The organism is Rhodococcus phenolicus (assembly GCF_001646785.1).
Classification (GTDB): domain Bacteria; phylum Actinomycetota; class Actinomycetes; order Mycobacteriales; family Mycobacteriaceae; genus Rhodococcus; species Rhodococcus phenolicus.
In genome coordinates, this window is the sequence record NZ_LRRH01000050.1 from 1 (window position 1) to 12124 (window position 12124).

Sequence of the window (12124 nt, forward strand, 5' to 3'; positions counted from 1 at the left end):
GGCGAACGGGTCGATGCCGAATCCGGCGCCGACGATCAGGGCGAGTGTCGTGGTGGTGCGCATGGTGCTCCTTCGGGTGTGCAGCGTCGCGCTGCAGTGTTGCCCCGGGCACCGTCGCGGTGTCGGGGTGTCCGCCCAGGGGCGGAAGTTTGGGGGTCAGCGAGCGCGGTTGATCTGCTCGCGTCGCGGCCGGCGCGTCAGGCCGTGCTCGTCGACGTGCTGCCGGATCGCGGCCTGCTGCGCCCGCAGTCGGGCATTCGCCTCGCGCTTCGCCTGCGGGGTGATCGCGACGGCCTGCTTCACGCGGGTGTCGCGGATGGCGCGTTCCATGTCGCGCTGCTTCTGCGTCGCCGCATAGCCTTCGGGATCCGGCTTCGTCGTGAACGTGCGTGACGCACCCGGCACGAACCGGGACAGGGCGTGCCCGCAGTTCGGATGCCGGAAACCCTTCGAGATGGCCTCGCGCATCGTGGCCTTGATCGTCACGCGCACCGGACGGCCCGTCGTCGCCGACTCCAGCTCGATGGTGCCCGTGCTGCCGTCCAGCGACAGCACCTGGCCTTCGAACGGCTGGCACTGTGGTGCCGGCTTCGAATGCGACGACACCACCATCAGCGTGTGCCCATGCTCGAGGGCCCGGGCGATGTGGGCTTCGCGCAGCTCCTCGTTCACCACCGTGCGGGACAGCATCTCGACGTACGAGGTGAGCGACCAGTTGCGGCCGCGGCCATCCTTGAACCCGGTGATGCCCCGTTTGGTGAGGATGTCGAGGGCCTGCTGCGCTGCGTCCAGGCGTGTTCCGGTGGCTCGTGGTGCGCCGAGGATCCCACCGGTGTGCGGCGTGGTTCTCGGAACGTCCGGTGAGCGCACCTGGATCTGGGCCAGCACCTGCCCGTACAGCCGATCCGCGTTCGCGGGGAGCAGCTGTGTGGTGCGGGCGAGGGTGGACCAGGCGGATTGTGTGGCTGCGACAGTGCGGGGATTCCGGGGGCGGTCGCGACGCGGTGCGCTCCCGGCCACTGTCGCAGCCGTTCCCGTCGCGGCCACGCTTACCGCTTCGGGAGGTTCTGGGGTGTCGGCGTCCTCGTCGGCCGCCTGCTCGCCGAGGTCTGTGGCGGCCTGCACCGCGTCCTGCAGGAGCGGTGGCATGGCGGCCTGGAGGTGCCGGGCGAGTGCTTCGGCGGCCTGCCGGAACTCGGCCTGCCGTGACGCCTGGACCTGCTGCCAGTCGTCGGCGTCGATGCCGTCGGCGATGGCTTCGGCCAACAGTCGGAGGAGGGCGAGTTCGGCGTCGGTGTAGAGGGCGATGAGGTGGGCGGGGATGTTGCGTGCGTCCTCGGGGTCGAGCGCCACCGCCTACACCTCCTCGCTGGTCTCCTCGGGTGCCTGCTCGCCTTCGGGCTTCTCGTCGCCGCCCTGGTCGCCGCCGAAGTCGGTGTCCGAGCCGAAGAACGCCGGCGTCTCCACCTTGTTCGCCTCGTCGATCAGCTGTGCCTCGTCGTCGATCTGCTCCTCGGTCCAGTCCTGGTGCAGGTAGCGGACCTTGGTGCGCGTCGACGCGGCCCGGCCCGTCTCCCATGCCTGCACGGTCTGAGCACGGGACAGGTCGGATTCCTGCGCGAACGGCGGCCAGTCGACGTCGAGCGGCTCGTGCAGGTCGACGCCGAGCTTCGGGAACTTCACCTTGTCGATGCGCAGAGCCGCCGTCGTCAGATGCTGGATGGCGGTGCCGAAGTAGCGGGCCTTTCCTTCGGTCGTGATGACCGTCCACTCCTTCTTGCCGACCGCTTCCGTCGCGGTCTGGGCGACCTCGTCGGACATGCCGAATGAGACGGGGCTGTATCCGGTGCGGCGCAGCACCTCCCGCACGAGGATCTCCCCCGCCTGGTCGTGCTCGAGCACGCGCATGGCCGGCTGGTAGGGCTGGAAGATCGACTCCATGTCGCCTTCCTTCGCCATCATCTGGCCGAGCTGCGTGAACATCTCCTGTTCCTCGGGCAGGAGCAGGCCGCTGCCGGGGCCGCGGTTCTGGAGGATCGATGCGGACGCGAAGACCTTCATCGCCGACAGCCGCACATCACGCATCAGCGAGGAGTACACGCGGTCGATCTGGTGGTACAGCGGGATGATGTCGGGGGCGATGTCGGAGCCGCCGAGGTTGCACAGCTTCGGGTCGTTGTCCCACTCGGGATTGGGCAGTTTGTTCGGCACGTAGTCGACGGCCAGCATGTCGGGAATGCCGAGGTCGACATACGAGAAGCCGTCCGAGCCGAGCTGGACCGGGATGTCCTCGGTGGACTCGTGCGCCTTCAACGTCTCCAGGCGACCGAGGTTGTCCGCCGTGCCCTTGTAGAGCTCGTGGACGATGCGGCCCATCTCGTAGCGCTCGAGGTGCCGCCACACAACGCGGTCGTCATCCGATTCGAGCTCAGTGAAGAACGTGACCGCCCGCAGCCGGCCTCGCGACCATGTCGGGATGGCGCGGTCGGGGGCGATCCACTCGATCCATGTGCCCTGCTGGATCTCGTCATCCCACGCGACACGCCCATACACACCGGTGAGTGCGGACGCCTTCTCGCCGGCCGTGTAGAGCCCGGAGTGGAAGCGTGGCACGTTGAACAGGTCGTCGACGCGGGTCTGGATGTCGTCGGCTTCGTCGTCGGCGGCGAGGATCGTCGGGGGCTTTGAGAACAGGCAGGCCGCGGACAGCTGTGCGATGTCGGCGGCGATCGGTGCGTGCAGGCGGCGCGGGGCTTCGCCTGTGCCGGTGTTGTTCTTGCCCCAGAATGCGTCCCACGCGGCCCGGAACCCGCGCTGGGGTTGTCCGGACGGTGAGGTGCGGCCTGTGGCGCCGTAGAACGTGTCGAGCTTCTCGGGGTTGCCTTCCCACCAGACGCGGCATTCGTCGACTCGGGCGGTGACCTTCGCCAGTTCTGGGGGCGGCCATTTCATGCCCGGGCGGATGCTGCTCATGCTGCGATGGCCTCGCTCTCGTCTGACTGGGCTTGGTGGATGTTGGGGAGGTAGGGCATCCAGAACGCTCGCGACGACGCCACGATGTACCGCAGTGCGTCGCAGAAGTCGTCGTTTTCCTTGCGCGGCTCACCGGTCGGCTCGCCGCTCTTGTCCTTGTCCCAGACGTAGCCGGGGATCTCGTCGAGCAGGTTGCTGCAGGACGTGTGGATGAGGAGCTGCTGTGTGGACAGCAGTGATGCGACGAGGCCGAGTCCGAGGTTGTGGCCGTTCGCTGCGTTGGCGACGTTGATGAATCCGTCGCGGTTGAGTTGCAGTTTCAGGCCCTTCGCCGATGGGTCAACGAAGTGGTAGGGCGGTTTCGGATGGTCGTTCTCGAACTTGCGGAGGCTCTTCGAGCGGTCTGCTGTGGTGCCAGCAGGGGGCGCCCACTCGGCCATCGCGTACAGGCGGTTGTCGACGCCGAGGCCCAGCAGGATGCCGGCGGCCGGGTGGTCGATGCCGTCGTCGATGCCGATTCCGAGGATGTCCTGCATCTGCGGGAGGGTTTCGACGACGTGCAGCTTCGGGTCGAACATCGGGTAGATGACGCCGTCGGCCATGGTCCATTCGCCGTCGATGAAGCGTTTGCGCCACAGGCCGGTGTACTGGGCTTCGAGGCTGCGGATGTACTCGCGTTCGAGATTCCGGGCGTTGTCTCGGAGCTTGAAGTTGAACACCCGGTGGCCGAGTTCGGTGGCCCGGTCCATGTACTCGGTTTTGAGCCAGTGCCTTGGGCTGTCCGGGTTGGTGGTGCACAGCAGTTGGCAGCGGAAGCCCTTCACGCGGAGGCGGGAGACCAGCATCGCGAAGAACTCTTGGGTGACCAGTGTGGCCTCATCGAGGTAGGCCAGAGAGATGGTCATGCCTCGGATCGTGGCCTCAGCGCGGACGTCGGAGGAGCCGAGGATGTGGACGGTTCGGCCGAGGATCGTTGCCGTGGGGGCGCCGCGGTTGTAGTGCACGTGGTCGGCGAGGTCCCCGAAGATCTCCCGGTTCTGCAACTGGGTCATCAGGTTGCGGTACACGGTGTCTCGTGTCCGGCCGATCATCACGATCTCGCCGGTCTGTGGCGCGGTCGGGATGAGCATCATCCACTTGAACAGTGAGGTGATGGTCTTGCCGGCCGAGACGGCACCGTTCCAGATGCAGATCTTGGCGGTGGCCCGCCCGATCGACCATGCCTGTTTGCGGGTGAGGCGGCCGAGCCGGGCGAGCTTCGCGGTCACTGTCCCTCTTCTTCGGCGTCGAGCTCCTCGTCAGTGGGTGTCGGCGGCTCGTCCGGGTCGTCGTCGGCCATCGCGATGATCGCGGCGTGGACTTCGGCGAGGACGCTGACAACACCTTCGGCGTCGTGACCGGTGTTGAGATCGTGCAGCTTGTTCGCAGCGTTCAATGCGGTCGAGGCGGTCTGCATGATCGCCTTCTGATCGCCGAACGTCGGCCGGTCGAGGATGTGCTCGTTGTACTCGTTGTCCGTGCCACCGAAGCTGAACACCAGGGCCGGTTTCCACATCTGATCGAGCACCTTGTCGGCCTCAACCAGCAGGCGCTCCTCCAACGCAGCCCTCCGGGCCTTGTTGTCGACGTGCTTCGCCTGCGCAGCCTTCGCGGTACCACTCCGATCCCAGCTCAGCCCGAGCTTGCCCGCCCACACACTGATCGTTCGCTTCGACCGGCCCATCTCCTCGGCGATCGAATGCAGCGACCGGCCGTCAGCGTGCAGATCGCGGAGGCGCCGGCTCTCGTCATCGGTCCACGCAGCCATCAGGCGTCACGTGCGCGCGCGGGGAGGGCAGTAAACGTGTACTTCGACCGTTCATTCGGCCCTCCTCGGGAAGTTGACGCCCACGCTCGCCGGTCGTGAGATTCCGGGGTGGGGGCGGTCCATCCGAGCTGCACGGGGGTGGCGCTCGAGGATGGACGTCTGGAAACGACGAAGCGCGAGCGCCCCGGTGGGGTCATCTCGCGCGTACGCGCTGAGCGTATCAGAAGGAACTCCCGGCGCTGGTCAGCTGGTTGGTGCGAGTTGTTCGAGCTGGATTCGATGCTCGTGCGCTCGACGGACGTCTCCGACGAGATACAGCAGGGCCCGGCCCGCGACCTGCACAGGCTCGATTGCGCCGATGTCACGGAGGTACTGGACGCGTCGTGCCGTGAGCGCTTTGCAGGGGCCGCCCATTTCCTTGGCGAGGGTGGCGATTCCGTGGCAGGACAGCATCATGCGGTCGGCTTCGGCGAGTCGCTGCTCATCCATGGGTTGGATCTTCTCGCCGGGACGGTCGATGACGGACCAGGCGCTGCGCACGGCTCGGTCAATGTCAGGGAGTGCCTCTGCGGAGCCCTCGGTAAGCGCGAGAGCTTCGATGTTGCGGCGCAGCCACCGGGAGATGCCCGGGAGCGTGTCGTCGCCGTCGTAGGCCATGCTGCGCTGCTCGAGGGTGTGGCGGGTCCAGCCGACGAGTGTGTTGCGGAGTTGGTCGCGGACGTCGGCGGCAGCGTGGTTGTACGGGAGTGGCTGTTCGGGGCTGTCGGTTCCGCCGAGGCTGGGGATGTGTGCGCCTCCGATGCGGTCTTGGCGGCGCACAGTGTCGTCGAGCTGGTGTGCGAGCCAGGGGATGGTGCGGAGGATGGCGTCGAGCTTGGTGATCTCGGCGCGGGTGAGGTAGCCGTTCATGCGCCGGTCCGGTTGAGGAGGTCGCGGAGGGCGTCGACCACTTCGGGTGGGAGTTTCTTGATGACGGATTCGGCTACGGCGGGCGGGTAGTCGGTGCCGGCGGGTGCGGTGGCGGTCATCTTGAGTTCGGTGATTTCGGCGCGGGATTTGTCGGCGGCTTTGCTGGCGTTGCGTGCGGCGTTGGCGGTGGCGGCGAGTTCGGCTTCGAGTGCGTCGATGCGGGCGTTGGCCTGGTCGAGGTTGGTGTAGGCGGCGGGCATGCGCTGGGGCCTTTCTCGCGGTGGGTGTGGATGGTTCCGGCCCGCGTCCCGGGAGTAGGCGGGGCGCGGGCCGGTGTTCAGGTGGCGGCGAGGCTGAGTGCTGCGATGGCGATGATGAGCATCCAGGCGGTGAGGGCCGCCGGGAGGCGGGTCACGATGGGCCGTTCTTCCCGACGGCGATGCCGGGATACTCACGGAGTTCCCAGTTGCCCATGGACTCGTCCCACGCCCACCTCCCGCCATTCGATGCGGTGAACTTGCCTGCGCCGAACGGCGGGAATCCGAAGTGCTTCGATGCGAAGTCGGCCGTCATCGTCCGGTACCAGCCGATCGGGCGGACGTCCTGGTCCTCGGCCTTCTCGTCGAGCTTCGCGAGGACAGCGCGGGCTTGGCGTCGGGCGGTCTCGCGCATGCCTGCCGGGGCGTGCTCGTAGGCGACCCAGCATCCGTCGACGGGTGCGGCTGCGTTGTGGAGGATCTCCGCCCACGTCTCGACCGGTACGAGCGAATCGGCCCACGTGTACAGATCGGCTGCTGTGGTCGGCCTGATCTTGCCGTGGTCAACAGCTGCCTCCGTGAGTGCATGGAGCATCTGCGGCGTGATCTCGATATCGGTCACTTCTCCCCCTGAAGGTTCTCGATGGTGCCGATGGGTGGCGTGTAGGTGGTGGGGTGGCAGGCTCCGGCGATGAGTCCGCCGGCGAACAGTGCGGCGAGGAGCAGGGACGCCTGGAGTCGGGTCCTGGGCGCGGTCACTGCTTGCCGCCGATCGCGTCGATGAGCTGCCCGGCGACCTTCGCGGCCTGCTCGAGGGTGTAGGTGACGCTGCCGACGGTGTCGAGTCCGCCGCGTTCGACGTTGGGTCGGACGATGGTTCCGGTGACGTTGTCGCCGTTGCGGTTCCAGATGATGCCGAGTGCGTCGCTCACTGCTGTGCCTCCGCTCGGTTCGCGGCAGCGAGAAGCGCAGCGGCAGCCCGCCGGAGACCATCAGGATTCTTGTTCCCGATCGTGTTGGTCGCGAAGAAGTCGAACGTCCCGTTGTCGCAGACGGTGACGCGGACCGGGCCGGCCTCCCACGCCTGGTAGCCGAAGGCGGTTTCGATCATGAACCTGGCCTCGGTGGGCTCGGGCAGTTCGACGACGGCGAACTCGGCGGCGACTGCGCGGACCAGCGCAGTCACGTTGAGCTCGCCTTCGATCGACACCATGCCGTCCGAGTCGTTGTTCTCGTCGTCGGCGACATAGAGCTCCGTGTGCACGTCCGAGTTCTCGTCGAGCCACCCGGCGATGAAGTTGTCGAGCGGATGCCTCATGCCTGCGCTCCGTCCAGCTCGCGCTGCACGGGCTCACGCACGGCGTCGAGCTTCTTCCGCAGGAACTCCAGCCCGCTCGGGCGCACCGACGTGGTCGCGGTCGGCACGGTCTCACCGGTCTTGCGGTTGGTGTACGTGCCGGGCGTGACCTTGAAGTGGTGGTCGTACCGCCGGTACGGGAGGTTGTTGGCCTGCAGGACGCCGAGGCGGCGCATCTGGGCCATCATGACGTTGCGGCCCCAGCCGAGGATGCGCGCGGTCGCGGCCATCGAGTAGGTGCCGTCGGCGTCCATGAGGTCGTCGTAGAACTCGGCCTTGGGTTCGAGCTGGGCGATGCGCTGGTCCTTGGCGGCGAGCATCTGCTGTGCCTCGATGACGGCGTGCGCGAGGAGCTCGGTGCCGGTGAGCGCGGGCGTGGCCGGGGCGGTGCTGTAGCTGCCGGTGCGGCGGATGGCCGGGAGGACGTCGCTGGTGATCCAGCGGCGGAACGTGGCGGCTTCGGGCTTGTCGCTGCGGATGACGACCTCGTACATGCCGGACTCGTCGACGATGGTGACCGAGCGGCGCTGGCCTCCGGAGCTGATATCCGCCTGCCGGACACCAGCCTCGTCGAGGCGAGCGGCGACGTTGCCGACGTTGCGGATCTCGAGGACCGCGCAGAGGTCGAGCAGGACGAACCAGGGTTCGCCGTCGATGGCGATCGTCCGAACCGTGGTCGCACCGTATGCGAACGGGACCAGGTCTCCGGTAACGTTGGGAACTGACATCGAGCTTCTCCTCGGTGTTCGTGCCCCGCGGTGTTGACGCACCGGCGGGGCTTTTTCGTGGTCAGGGCTTCACACTACGCGAATGAATAGCGCAGTGCACATCACTTCTCGCGCGTCGAGGCGTGTTCTTTCTCGGCCTTCGCCTGCCGGTACAGGTCATTCAGGCTCGGGCGCTGCTTCGGGGCCGGAGCGTGCCCACAGACGGCCGTGTCGACGTAGCCGTCCTCGTCGCACAGGGAGCACTCCGCGATCGCCCTGGCGCGATCCTGGGCGGCAGCACGCAGCTGCTCCGATCGAGCCTCCCGAGCGGCCCGCGCCTGCCGGGCCTTCCACTCCGCGTGAGCCTGGCGGGCCTCGCCGCAGGCGCGGCACGCCGGCGGGTTCGGCTCGTTGATGTGCTTCGAGCATTTCGGGGAGGGGGGTTCGCCTTCGCGCGCGTTGCTCTCGTGAGATCCCTCCTCTACGTAACCAATAGAAGGACGGGTCGGGTCGGGTCGGGTCGGGGTCCCGTTAGTCACGCCGTTCGTAACGCCGTTACTCACAGCGTCCGAATCGGCGTTACGGCGCTTCTCGCGGAACCGCTTCTGCCGCTCCCTATTAGCCTCCCGATCCGCCTCTACCTGCTGCTTCGTCGGCTGGTACTTGTCCCAGTCGCAGAACTGGAATCCCACATCGGTCTGCTCCCAAAGCCCCGCCGCCACAAGTCGCTTCGCGTCGCGAGCTTGTGCTCCGAGTGTGCCGATCATGTGCTTCGGGAGTGCTCCCTCTGTGAGATGTGCGCTGCACCAAGCGCCAGCACGGACCCACAGACCCATCGCGGCGTTGCCCGCTTCGATGGCTTTCGGGTGGAATGCGAGACCGTCGTCGACCTTGAACCAGGCCATCAGGCGGCCCTCCTTTCGAGCTGCTCGAGCGGAATGTGGTGCCCGCTCATCGGGCACTGGTTCCATGCCTTGTCGTCATGCCGGTGCACGCGCCCGGTGCGCGTGGACGCCCACACCGGGCGGCGGCACACCGGGCATTCGGTCACCACAGGGCCCACTCCCCCTCCGGAGTGAATGCAGGGCCCGAGAACCCCGGCTGGTGGCATTCGCAGGTGCAGTGCCAGCGGCGGCCGTGCTTGGCGTAGAGGATCACCGCGCTGCAACTTGGGCTCGGGTAGTACACGTACGTGGCCGCCGGGCCAGTGCCACGCATCAGGTATCCGATTGGGGCCTCGCAGCCGATATGGTGGTGTGCCGCTCCGGACCGCCATGCGCACAGGTCGTGCCGGCCGCTGAGTGTGCAGGTGCCGCAGGGGCGGCATTCGCCGGTGTTGAGGGGTTTGAGCCAGTCGCCCCAGTCGGCGGGCGCGGTCATGAGACGTCCTCCCACGATCCGGACGGACCATAGTCGGATTCGTCGAGATCCCACTCCTGCCCCGTCAGCGGATTCCGCACTCGGTCGTGTCCGCATCGAGTGCAGCGGCGCAGGACCAGCCGGTACGGCCAGTTCTGGATGAGTACTCGGCCTTCTGCGGTGACGGATTCGGCGAGGACTCCGCAGTGCCAGCACAGGCCTGGGGGTACGGCCTCGAATGTGGTGCCATCCTCGCTGAGTCGGCACATGATGGGGTCTGCGGTGAAGGCACCCCATTCAACGTGGTGCCCGTCCCATGCGACGGGGAGTCGGCGGGCGGAGGCGGTCACGTGCGGTCTCCGATGATCCGCTCAAGCGCGGTGGCGGGGTTGTCGTACGGGAGTGCGTCGTACGGGCGGCCAATGCTGTGCAGCCCTTCGGCCATGCGCCGCTGCTCGCGGGCGTACTTGCGCACCCGGTCGAGCGCGGCCTCGGCGGCTCCGGCGCGACGGCGTTCGATGACGAGGTCGCCGCGCAGTCGCTCGATCTCGCACTCGGCGTCGTCGAGCGCGTCGAGCAGCTCCTCTCCGTTGGCGATCTGCCAGCCGTGCCACTCGTCGGCCGCGTTCATCTCCTCTTGCGACCAGGCCGTCGCGGACTCGTACGCAGCGAGTCGCCGTCGGCCTTCAGTGATCAGTTCGGCGCGGCCTTCGGGTGTTGTCGGGTCAGTGGCCATCGGTGGTCTCCTTCGTGAACTACTCGCATGTGTTTGGACAGTCCGATTGCGCCGCCCTGGATCACCGTGTTGGCTGGGCATAGGTGGCATGGCCGTGTCCATCCCAGGCTCGGGTCGAGGGTGGAGTAGCCGAGTGATGCCAGATGTAGCCGTGTTCGGTCGGTCACTGTCCACCGTCCAGCGCGGCACGGATGCGGGCGGCGTGCTGCCGGCGGATCTCCGCATACACGCTCCCGCCGTTGGCGGACTCGCGGTCGAGCTGGCCTGACAGCGCGCGCACGCGGTCGAGTGCGGCGCGCATTTCGTCGATTTCTCGGACGGCTTTGGCGATGCCGGTTTCGAGGTCTTCGGTGTGGTCGCGGTGGAGTGGGTGGCCGTGTTGGGCGCGCTGCCGGTCGTGATGAAGGCTCATGGCGTCACCCAGTTCTGGATCTGGGATTCGTTGGACGTTCCCCAGAAGTTGCAGCCGTAGCCGCGGAGGATGCCCTCGCCGTCTGGCGCGTTGGCCTTGATGAAGGCGAGCATGACTTCTTCGGCGTCCTCGTTGGCGGTGTGGACGTAGAGGTTCCAGGGCCACCAGTTGTGGTCGCGCATGGCTTCGAGGACCGGCATGATCGTCTCGCCGGAGCATCCGAGGTCGTGGTCGAGGGAGATGGCGGTGAGGTTGATTCCGGCGGCCGCGCAGGTGCGCATCAGTTCGATGGCGTCGTTGCAGTCGGTGGCGAGCAGCCAGCCTCGCGGGGCACGGCGTTCGTCGTCGATGAACAACTTCACGGCGTCTCCTCGGGGGTGGTCCATGCGGTGGTGGTGACAGTGCGGGTTACGACTTCACCGTTCGGGAATTGTGCGGCGCGAGCGCGTGCAGATTCTTCGCTCAGCGCCCAGATGGCGTCGCGGTCGGGGAGTTTGAAACCCCACTGCGTTTCAGTCCAGGTCTCGGCGTCTGGGTTAACCTTGCGCCAGCCGGCGGCGAGGACTTCCTGCGCTGCTCGGCAGCACGGCCCCCACGCCTTGTGGCATTCGGTGAGGTCGCCGGTGCAGATGCGCCAGTGCAGTTTCTCGGCGAGATCGCCGAATCCGTTCTGCTGGACGACGTCACTCATGGTCGCTCCCGTACTGGTAGAGGGTGTTGGCGGTGGTGTCGACGAGGATGACGGCGAGGGTGAGCCATCCGGCGAGGCACAGGCCAGTGATTCCGGCGAGGGTGGCGGCGGCCTTCACGACGGGCTCCGTTCGAGGATTTCGCGTCGCTTGGCGCACTTCTTGCAGGGCGGCAGGGAGTCGATGAACTCCTGCCTCATGGGGCCTTGCGTGTAGTGCTTCACCCAGTGCTCTCCTGGGCGCGCCGAGGCGGCGTCACAGAGTGTCGGCAGGTAGTAGCGGCCTGCGCCCCCGCACGGCTTCTCGTCTCCGGAGTGGGCGAGGTGCAGTTTGCGGCCGGACCACGTGGTGACGTTGATGAGGTTCATCAGGCGCCCTCGTACTTCAGGACGACGCGGGCCCCGTCGACGTCCGTGAACCGCACGACGTAGCCGTCCATCGTCTCGGCGACCGTCGCGAGAGTTCCGGTCTCGCGCAGCAGATCGCAGCGCCGCCGCACCGCGTCGGCGGCCGTGCCGGACTGCATCACCGTCGACGACGTAGTGCGCGTCACCGTCAACCGATGCGGCCCCGCGGCGCCCGGGGGCGCGGCCACGACGACCGCGCTCCCCCGGGAGTTGTGCTTCCACTCGTGCTGCGGGTCCGCGCCCGGGTCCCCACCGGTGTACTCGCTCATGCCGGAACCCCCTCGTCGGCGAGGTACCGCACGGCCGCGGAGTCCAGCTCGGAGATGTCATCGACGGTGGTGTGCAACCTTCCGAGAGCGTTGAGCTTGTCGGGCCGGTAGCCGGACCAGTGCATGTCGCCGGCGGTGACGACCGGGACGGACCGGTAGCCGAGGAGCGCGACGGCCTGCGCGGCCTCCGGGTCCTGGTCGACGAACAGCTCGACGAACGGCGTGCCCTGGCGCTCGAGGTG

22 protein-coding genes are annotated in these 12124 nt (G+C 67.4%); all 22 read right to left on the bottom strand.

Annotated features, from left to right (window positions below; all coding sequences use genetic code 11):
• Positions 1-156 precede the first annotated feature (156 nt).
• Complete coding sequence (locus A8G15_RS14235) at positions 157-1353, bottom strand: phage minor capsid protein (protein ID WP_068160447.1); 1197 nt, start codon at positions 1351-1353, stop codon at positions 157-159.
• Between the two features lie 3 nt (positions 1354-1356).
• The gene (locus A8G15_RS14240) at positions 1357-2973 is read right to left on the bottom strand and encodes a phage portal protein (protein ID WP_068160449.1); all 1617 of its coding nucleotides are present in this window, start codon (positions 2971-2973) and stop codon (positions 1357-1359) included.
• The gene (locus A8G15_RS14245) at positions 2970-4241 is read right to left on the bottom strand and encodes a phage terminase large subunit (RefSeq protein WP_068160451.1); all 1272 of its coding nucleotides are present in this window, start codon (positions 4239-4241) and stop codon (positions 2970-2972) included. The genes A8G15_RS14240 and A8G15_RS14245 overlap by 4 nt, the downstream gene beginning before the upstream one ends.
• Positions 4238-4780 carry a helix-turn-helix domain-containing protein gene (locus tag A8G15_RS14250; RefSeq protein ID WP_068160454.1) on the bottom strand — a complete coding sequence of 181 codons (543 nt, stop codon included), beginning with the start codon at positions 4778-4780 and terminating at the stop codon, positions 4238-4240. The genes A8G15_RS14245 and A8G15_RS14250 overlap by 4 nt, the downstream gene beginning before the upstream one ends.
• A 243-nt stretch (positions 4781-5023) precedes the next feature.
• Positions 5024-5689, bottom strand: a complete 666-nt coding sequence (locus tag A8G15_RS14255) for a hypothetical protein (RefSeq protein WP_068160456.1) — start codon at positions 5687-5689, stop codon at positions 5024-5026.
• On the bottom strand, positions 5686-5949 hold the full coding sequence (locus A8G15_RS14260) for a hypothetical protein (RefSeq protein ID WP_068160459.1): 264 nt from the start codon (positions 5947-5949) through the stop codon (positions 5686-5688). The genes A8G15_RS14255 and A8G15_RS14260 overlap by 4 nt, the downstream gene beginning before the upstream one ends.
• Before the next feature lie 151 nt (positions 5950-6100).
• On the bottom strand, positions 6101-6568 hold the full coding sequence (locus A8G15_RS14265) for a hypothetical protein (protein WP_068160460.1): 468 nt from the start codon (positions 6566-6568) through the stop codon (positions 6101-6103).
• Entirely contained in the window at positions 6565-6705 is a 141-nt protein-coding gene (locus A8G15_RS30655; protein ID WP_156665401.1) for a hypothetical protein, read from the bottom strand. Before A8G15_RS30655 ends, A8G15_RS14265 begins: the two co-directional genes overlap by 4 nt.
• Entirely contained in the window at positions 6702-6878 is a 177-nt protein-coding gene (locus A8G15_RS30660) for a hypothetical protein (protein ID WP_156665402.1), read from the bottom strand. Before A8G15_RS30660 ends, A8G15_RS30655 begins: the two co-directional genes overlap by 4 nt.
• A complete protein-coding gene (locus tag A8G15_RS14270; RefSeq protein WP_068160464.1) occupies positions 6875-7264 on the bottom strand; it encodes a hypothetical protein in 390 nt (129 codons plus the stop codon). The genes A8G15_RS30660 and A8G15_RS14270 overlap by 4 nt, the downstream gene beginning before the upstream one ends.
• Positions 7261-8031, bottom strand: coding sequence for a phage antirepressor (locus A8G15_RS14275; protein WP_068160466.1), 771 nt, complete (start codon positions 8029-8031; stop codon positions 7261-7263). Before A8G15_RS14275 ends, A8G15_RS14270 begins: the two co-directional genes overlap by 4 nt.
• 101 nt (positions 8032-8132) lie before the next feature.
• Entirely contained in the window at positions 8133-8915 is a 783-nt protein-coding gene (locus A8G15_RS14280; RefSeq protein ID WP_068160469.1) for a hypothetical protein, read from the bottom strand.
• 142 nt (positions 8916-9057) lie between these two features.
• Positions 9058-9390 (bottom strand): hypothetical protein, encoded by a 333-nt coding sequence (locus A8G15_RS30665; protein WP_156665403.1) that lies wholly within the window; start codon positions 9388-9390, stop codon positions 9058-9060.
• Entirely contained in the window at positions 9387-9719 is a 333-nt protein-coding gene (locus A8G15_RS14285; protein WP_068160471.1) for a hypothetical protein, read from the bottom strand. The genes A8G15_RS30665 and A8G15_RS14285 overlap by 4 nt, the downstream gene beginning before the upstream one ends.
• On the bottom strand, positions 9716-10105 hold the full coding sequence (locus A8G15_RS14290; protein ID WP_068160474.1) for a hypothetical protein: 390 nt from the start codon (positions 10103-10105) through the stop codon (positions 9716-9718). The genes A8G15_RS14285 and A8G15_RS14290 overlap by 4 nt, the downstream gene beginning before the upstream one ends.
• A 163-nt stretch (positions 10106-10268) precedes the next feature.
• Positions 10269-10517 carry a hypothetical protein gene (locus tag A8G15_RS14295; RefSeq protein WP_068160477.1) on the bottom strand — a complete coding sequence of 83 codons (249 nt, stop codon included), beginning with the start codon at positions 10515-10517 and terminating at the stop codon, positions 10269-10271.
• On the bottom strand, positions 10514-10879 hold the full coding sequence (locus tag A8G15_RS14300; RefSeq protein WP_068160479.1) for a cyclic-phosphate processing receiver domain-containing protein: 366 nt from the start codon (positions 10877-10879) through the stop codon (positions 10514-10516). Before A8G15_RS14300 ends, A8G15_RS14295 begins: the two co-directional genes overlap by 4 nt.
• Positions 10876-11208 carry a hypothetical protein gene (locus A8G15_RS14305; protein ID WP_068160482.1) on the bottom strand — a complete coding sequence of 111 codons (333 nt, stop codon included), beginning with the start codon at positions 11206-11208 and terminating at the stop codon, positions 10876-10878. Before A8G15_RS14305 ends, A8G15_RS14300 begins: the two co-directional genes overlap by 4 nt.
• Entirely contained in the window at positions 11201-11326 is a 126-nt protein-coding gene (locus tag A8G15_RS32225) for a hypothetical protein (protein ID WP_281180668.1), read from the bottom strand. The genes A8G15_RS14305 and A8G15_RS32225 overlap by 8 nt, the downstream gene beginning before the upstream one ends.
• A complete protein-coding gene (locus tag A8G15_RS14310) occupies positions 11323-11574 on the bottom strand; it encodes a hypothetical protein (protein ID WP_068160485.1) in 252 nt (83 codons plus the stop codon). Before A8G15_RS14310 ends, A8G15_RS32225 begins: the two co-directional genes overlap by 4 nt.
• Entirely contained in the window at positions 11574-11882 is a 309-nt protein-coding gene (locus A8G15_RS14315; RefSeq protein ID WP_068160488.1) for a hypothetical protein, read from the bottom strand. The genes A8G15_RS14310 and A8G15_RS14315 overlap by 1 nt, the downstream gene beginning before the upstream one ends.
• On the bottom strand, positions 11879-12124 hold a 246-nt coding region (locus A8G15_RS31090; protein WP_068160490.1), incomplete at its 5' end, for a glutaredoxin domain-containing protein. The genes A8G15_RS31090 and A8G15_RS14315, both read right to left, overlap by 4 nt.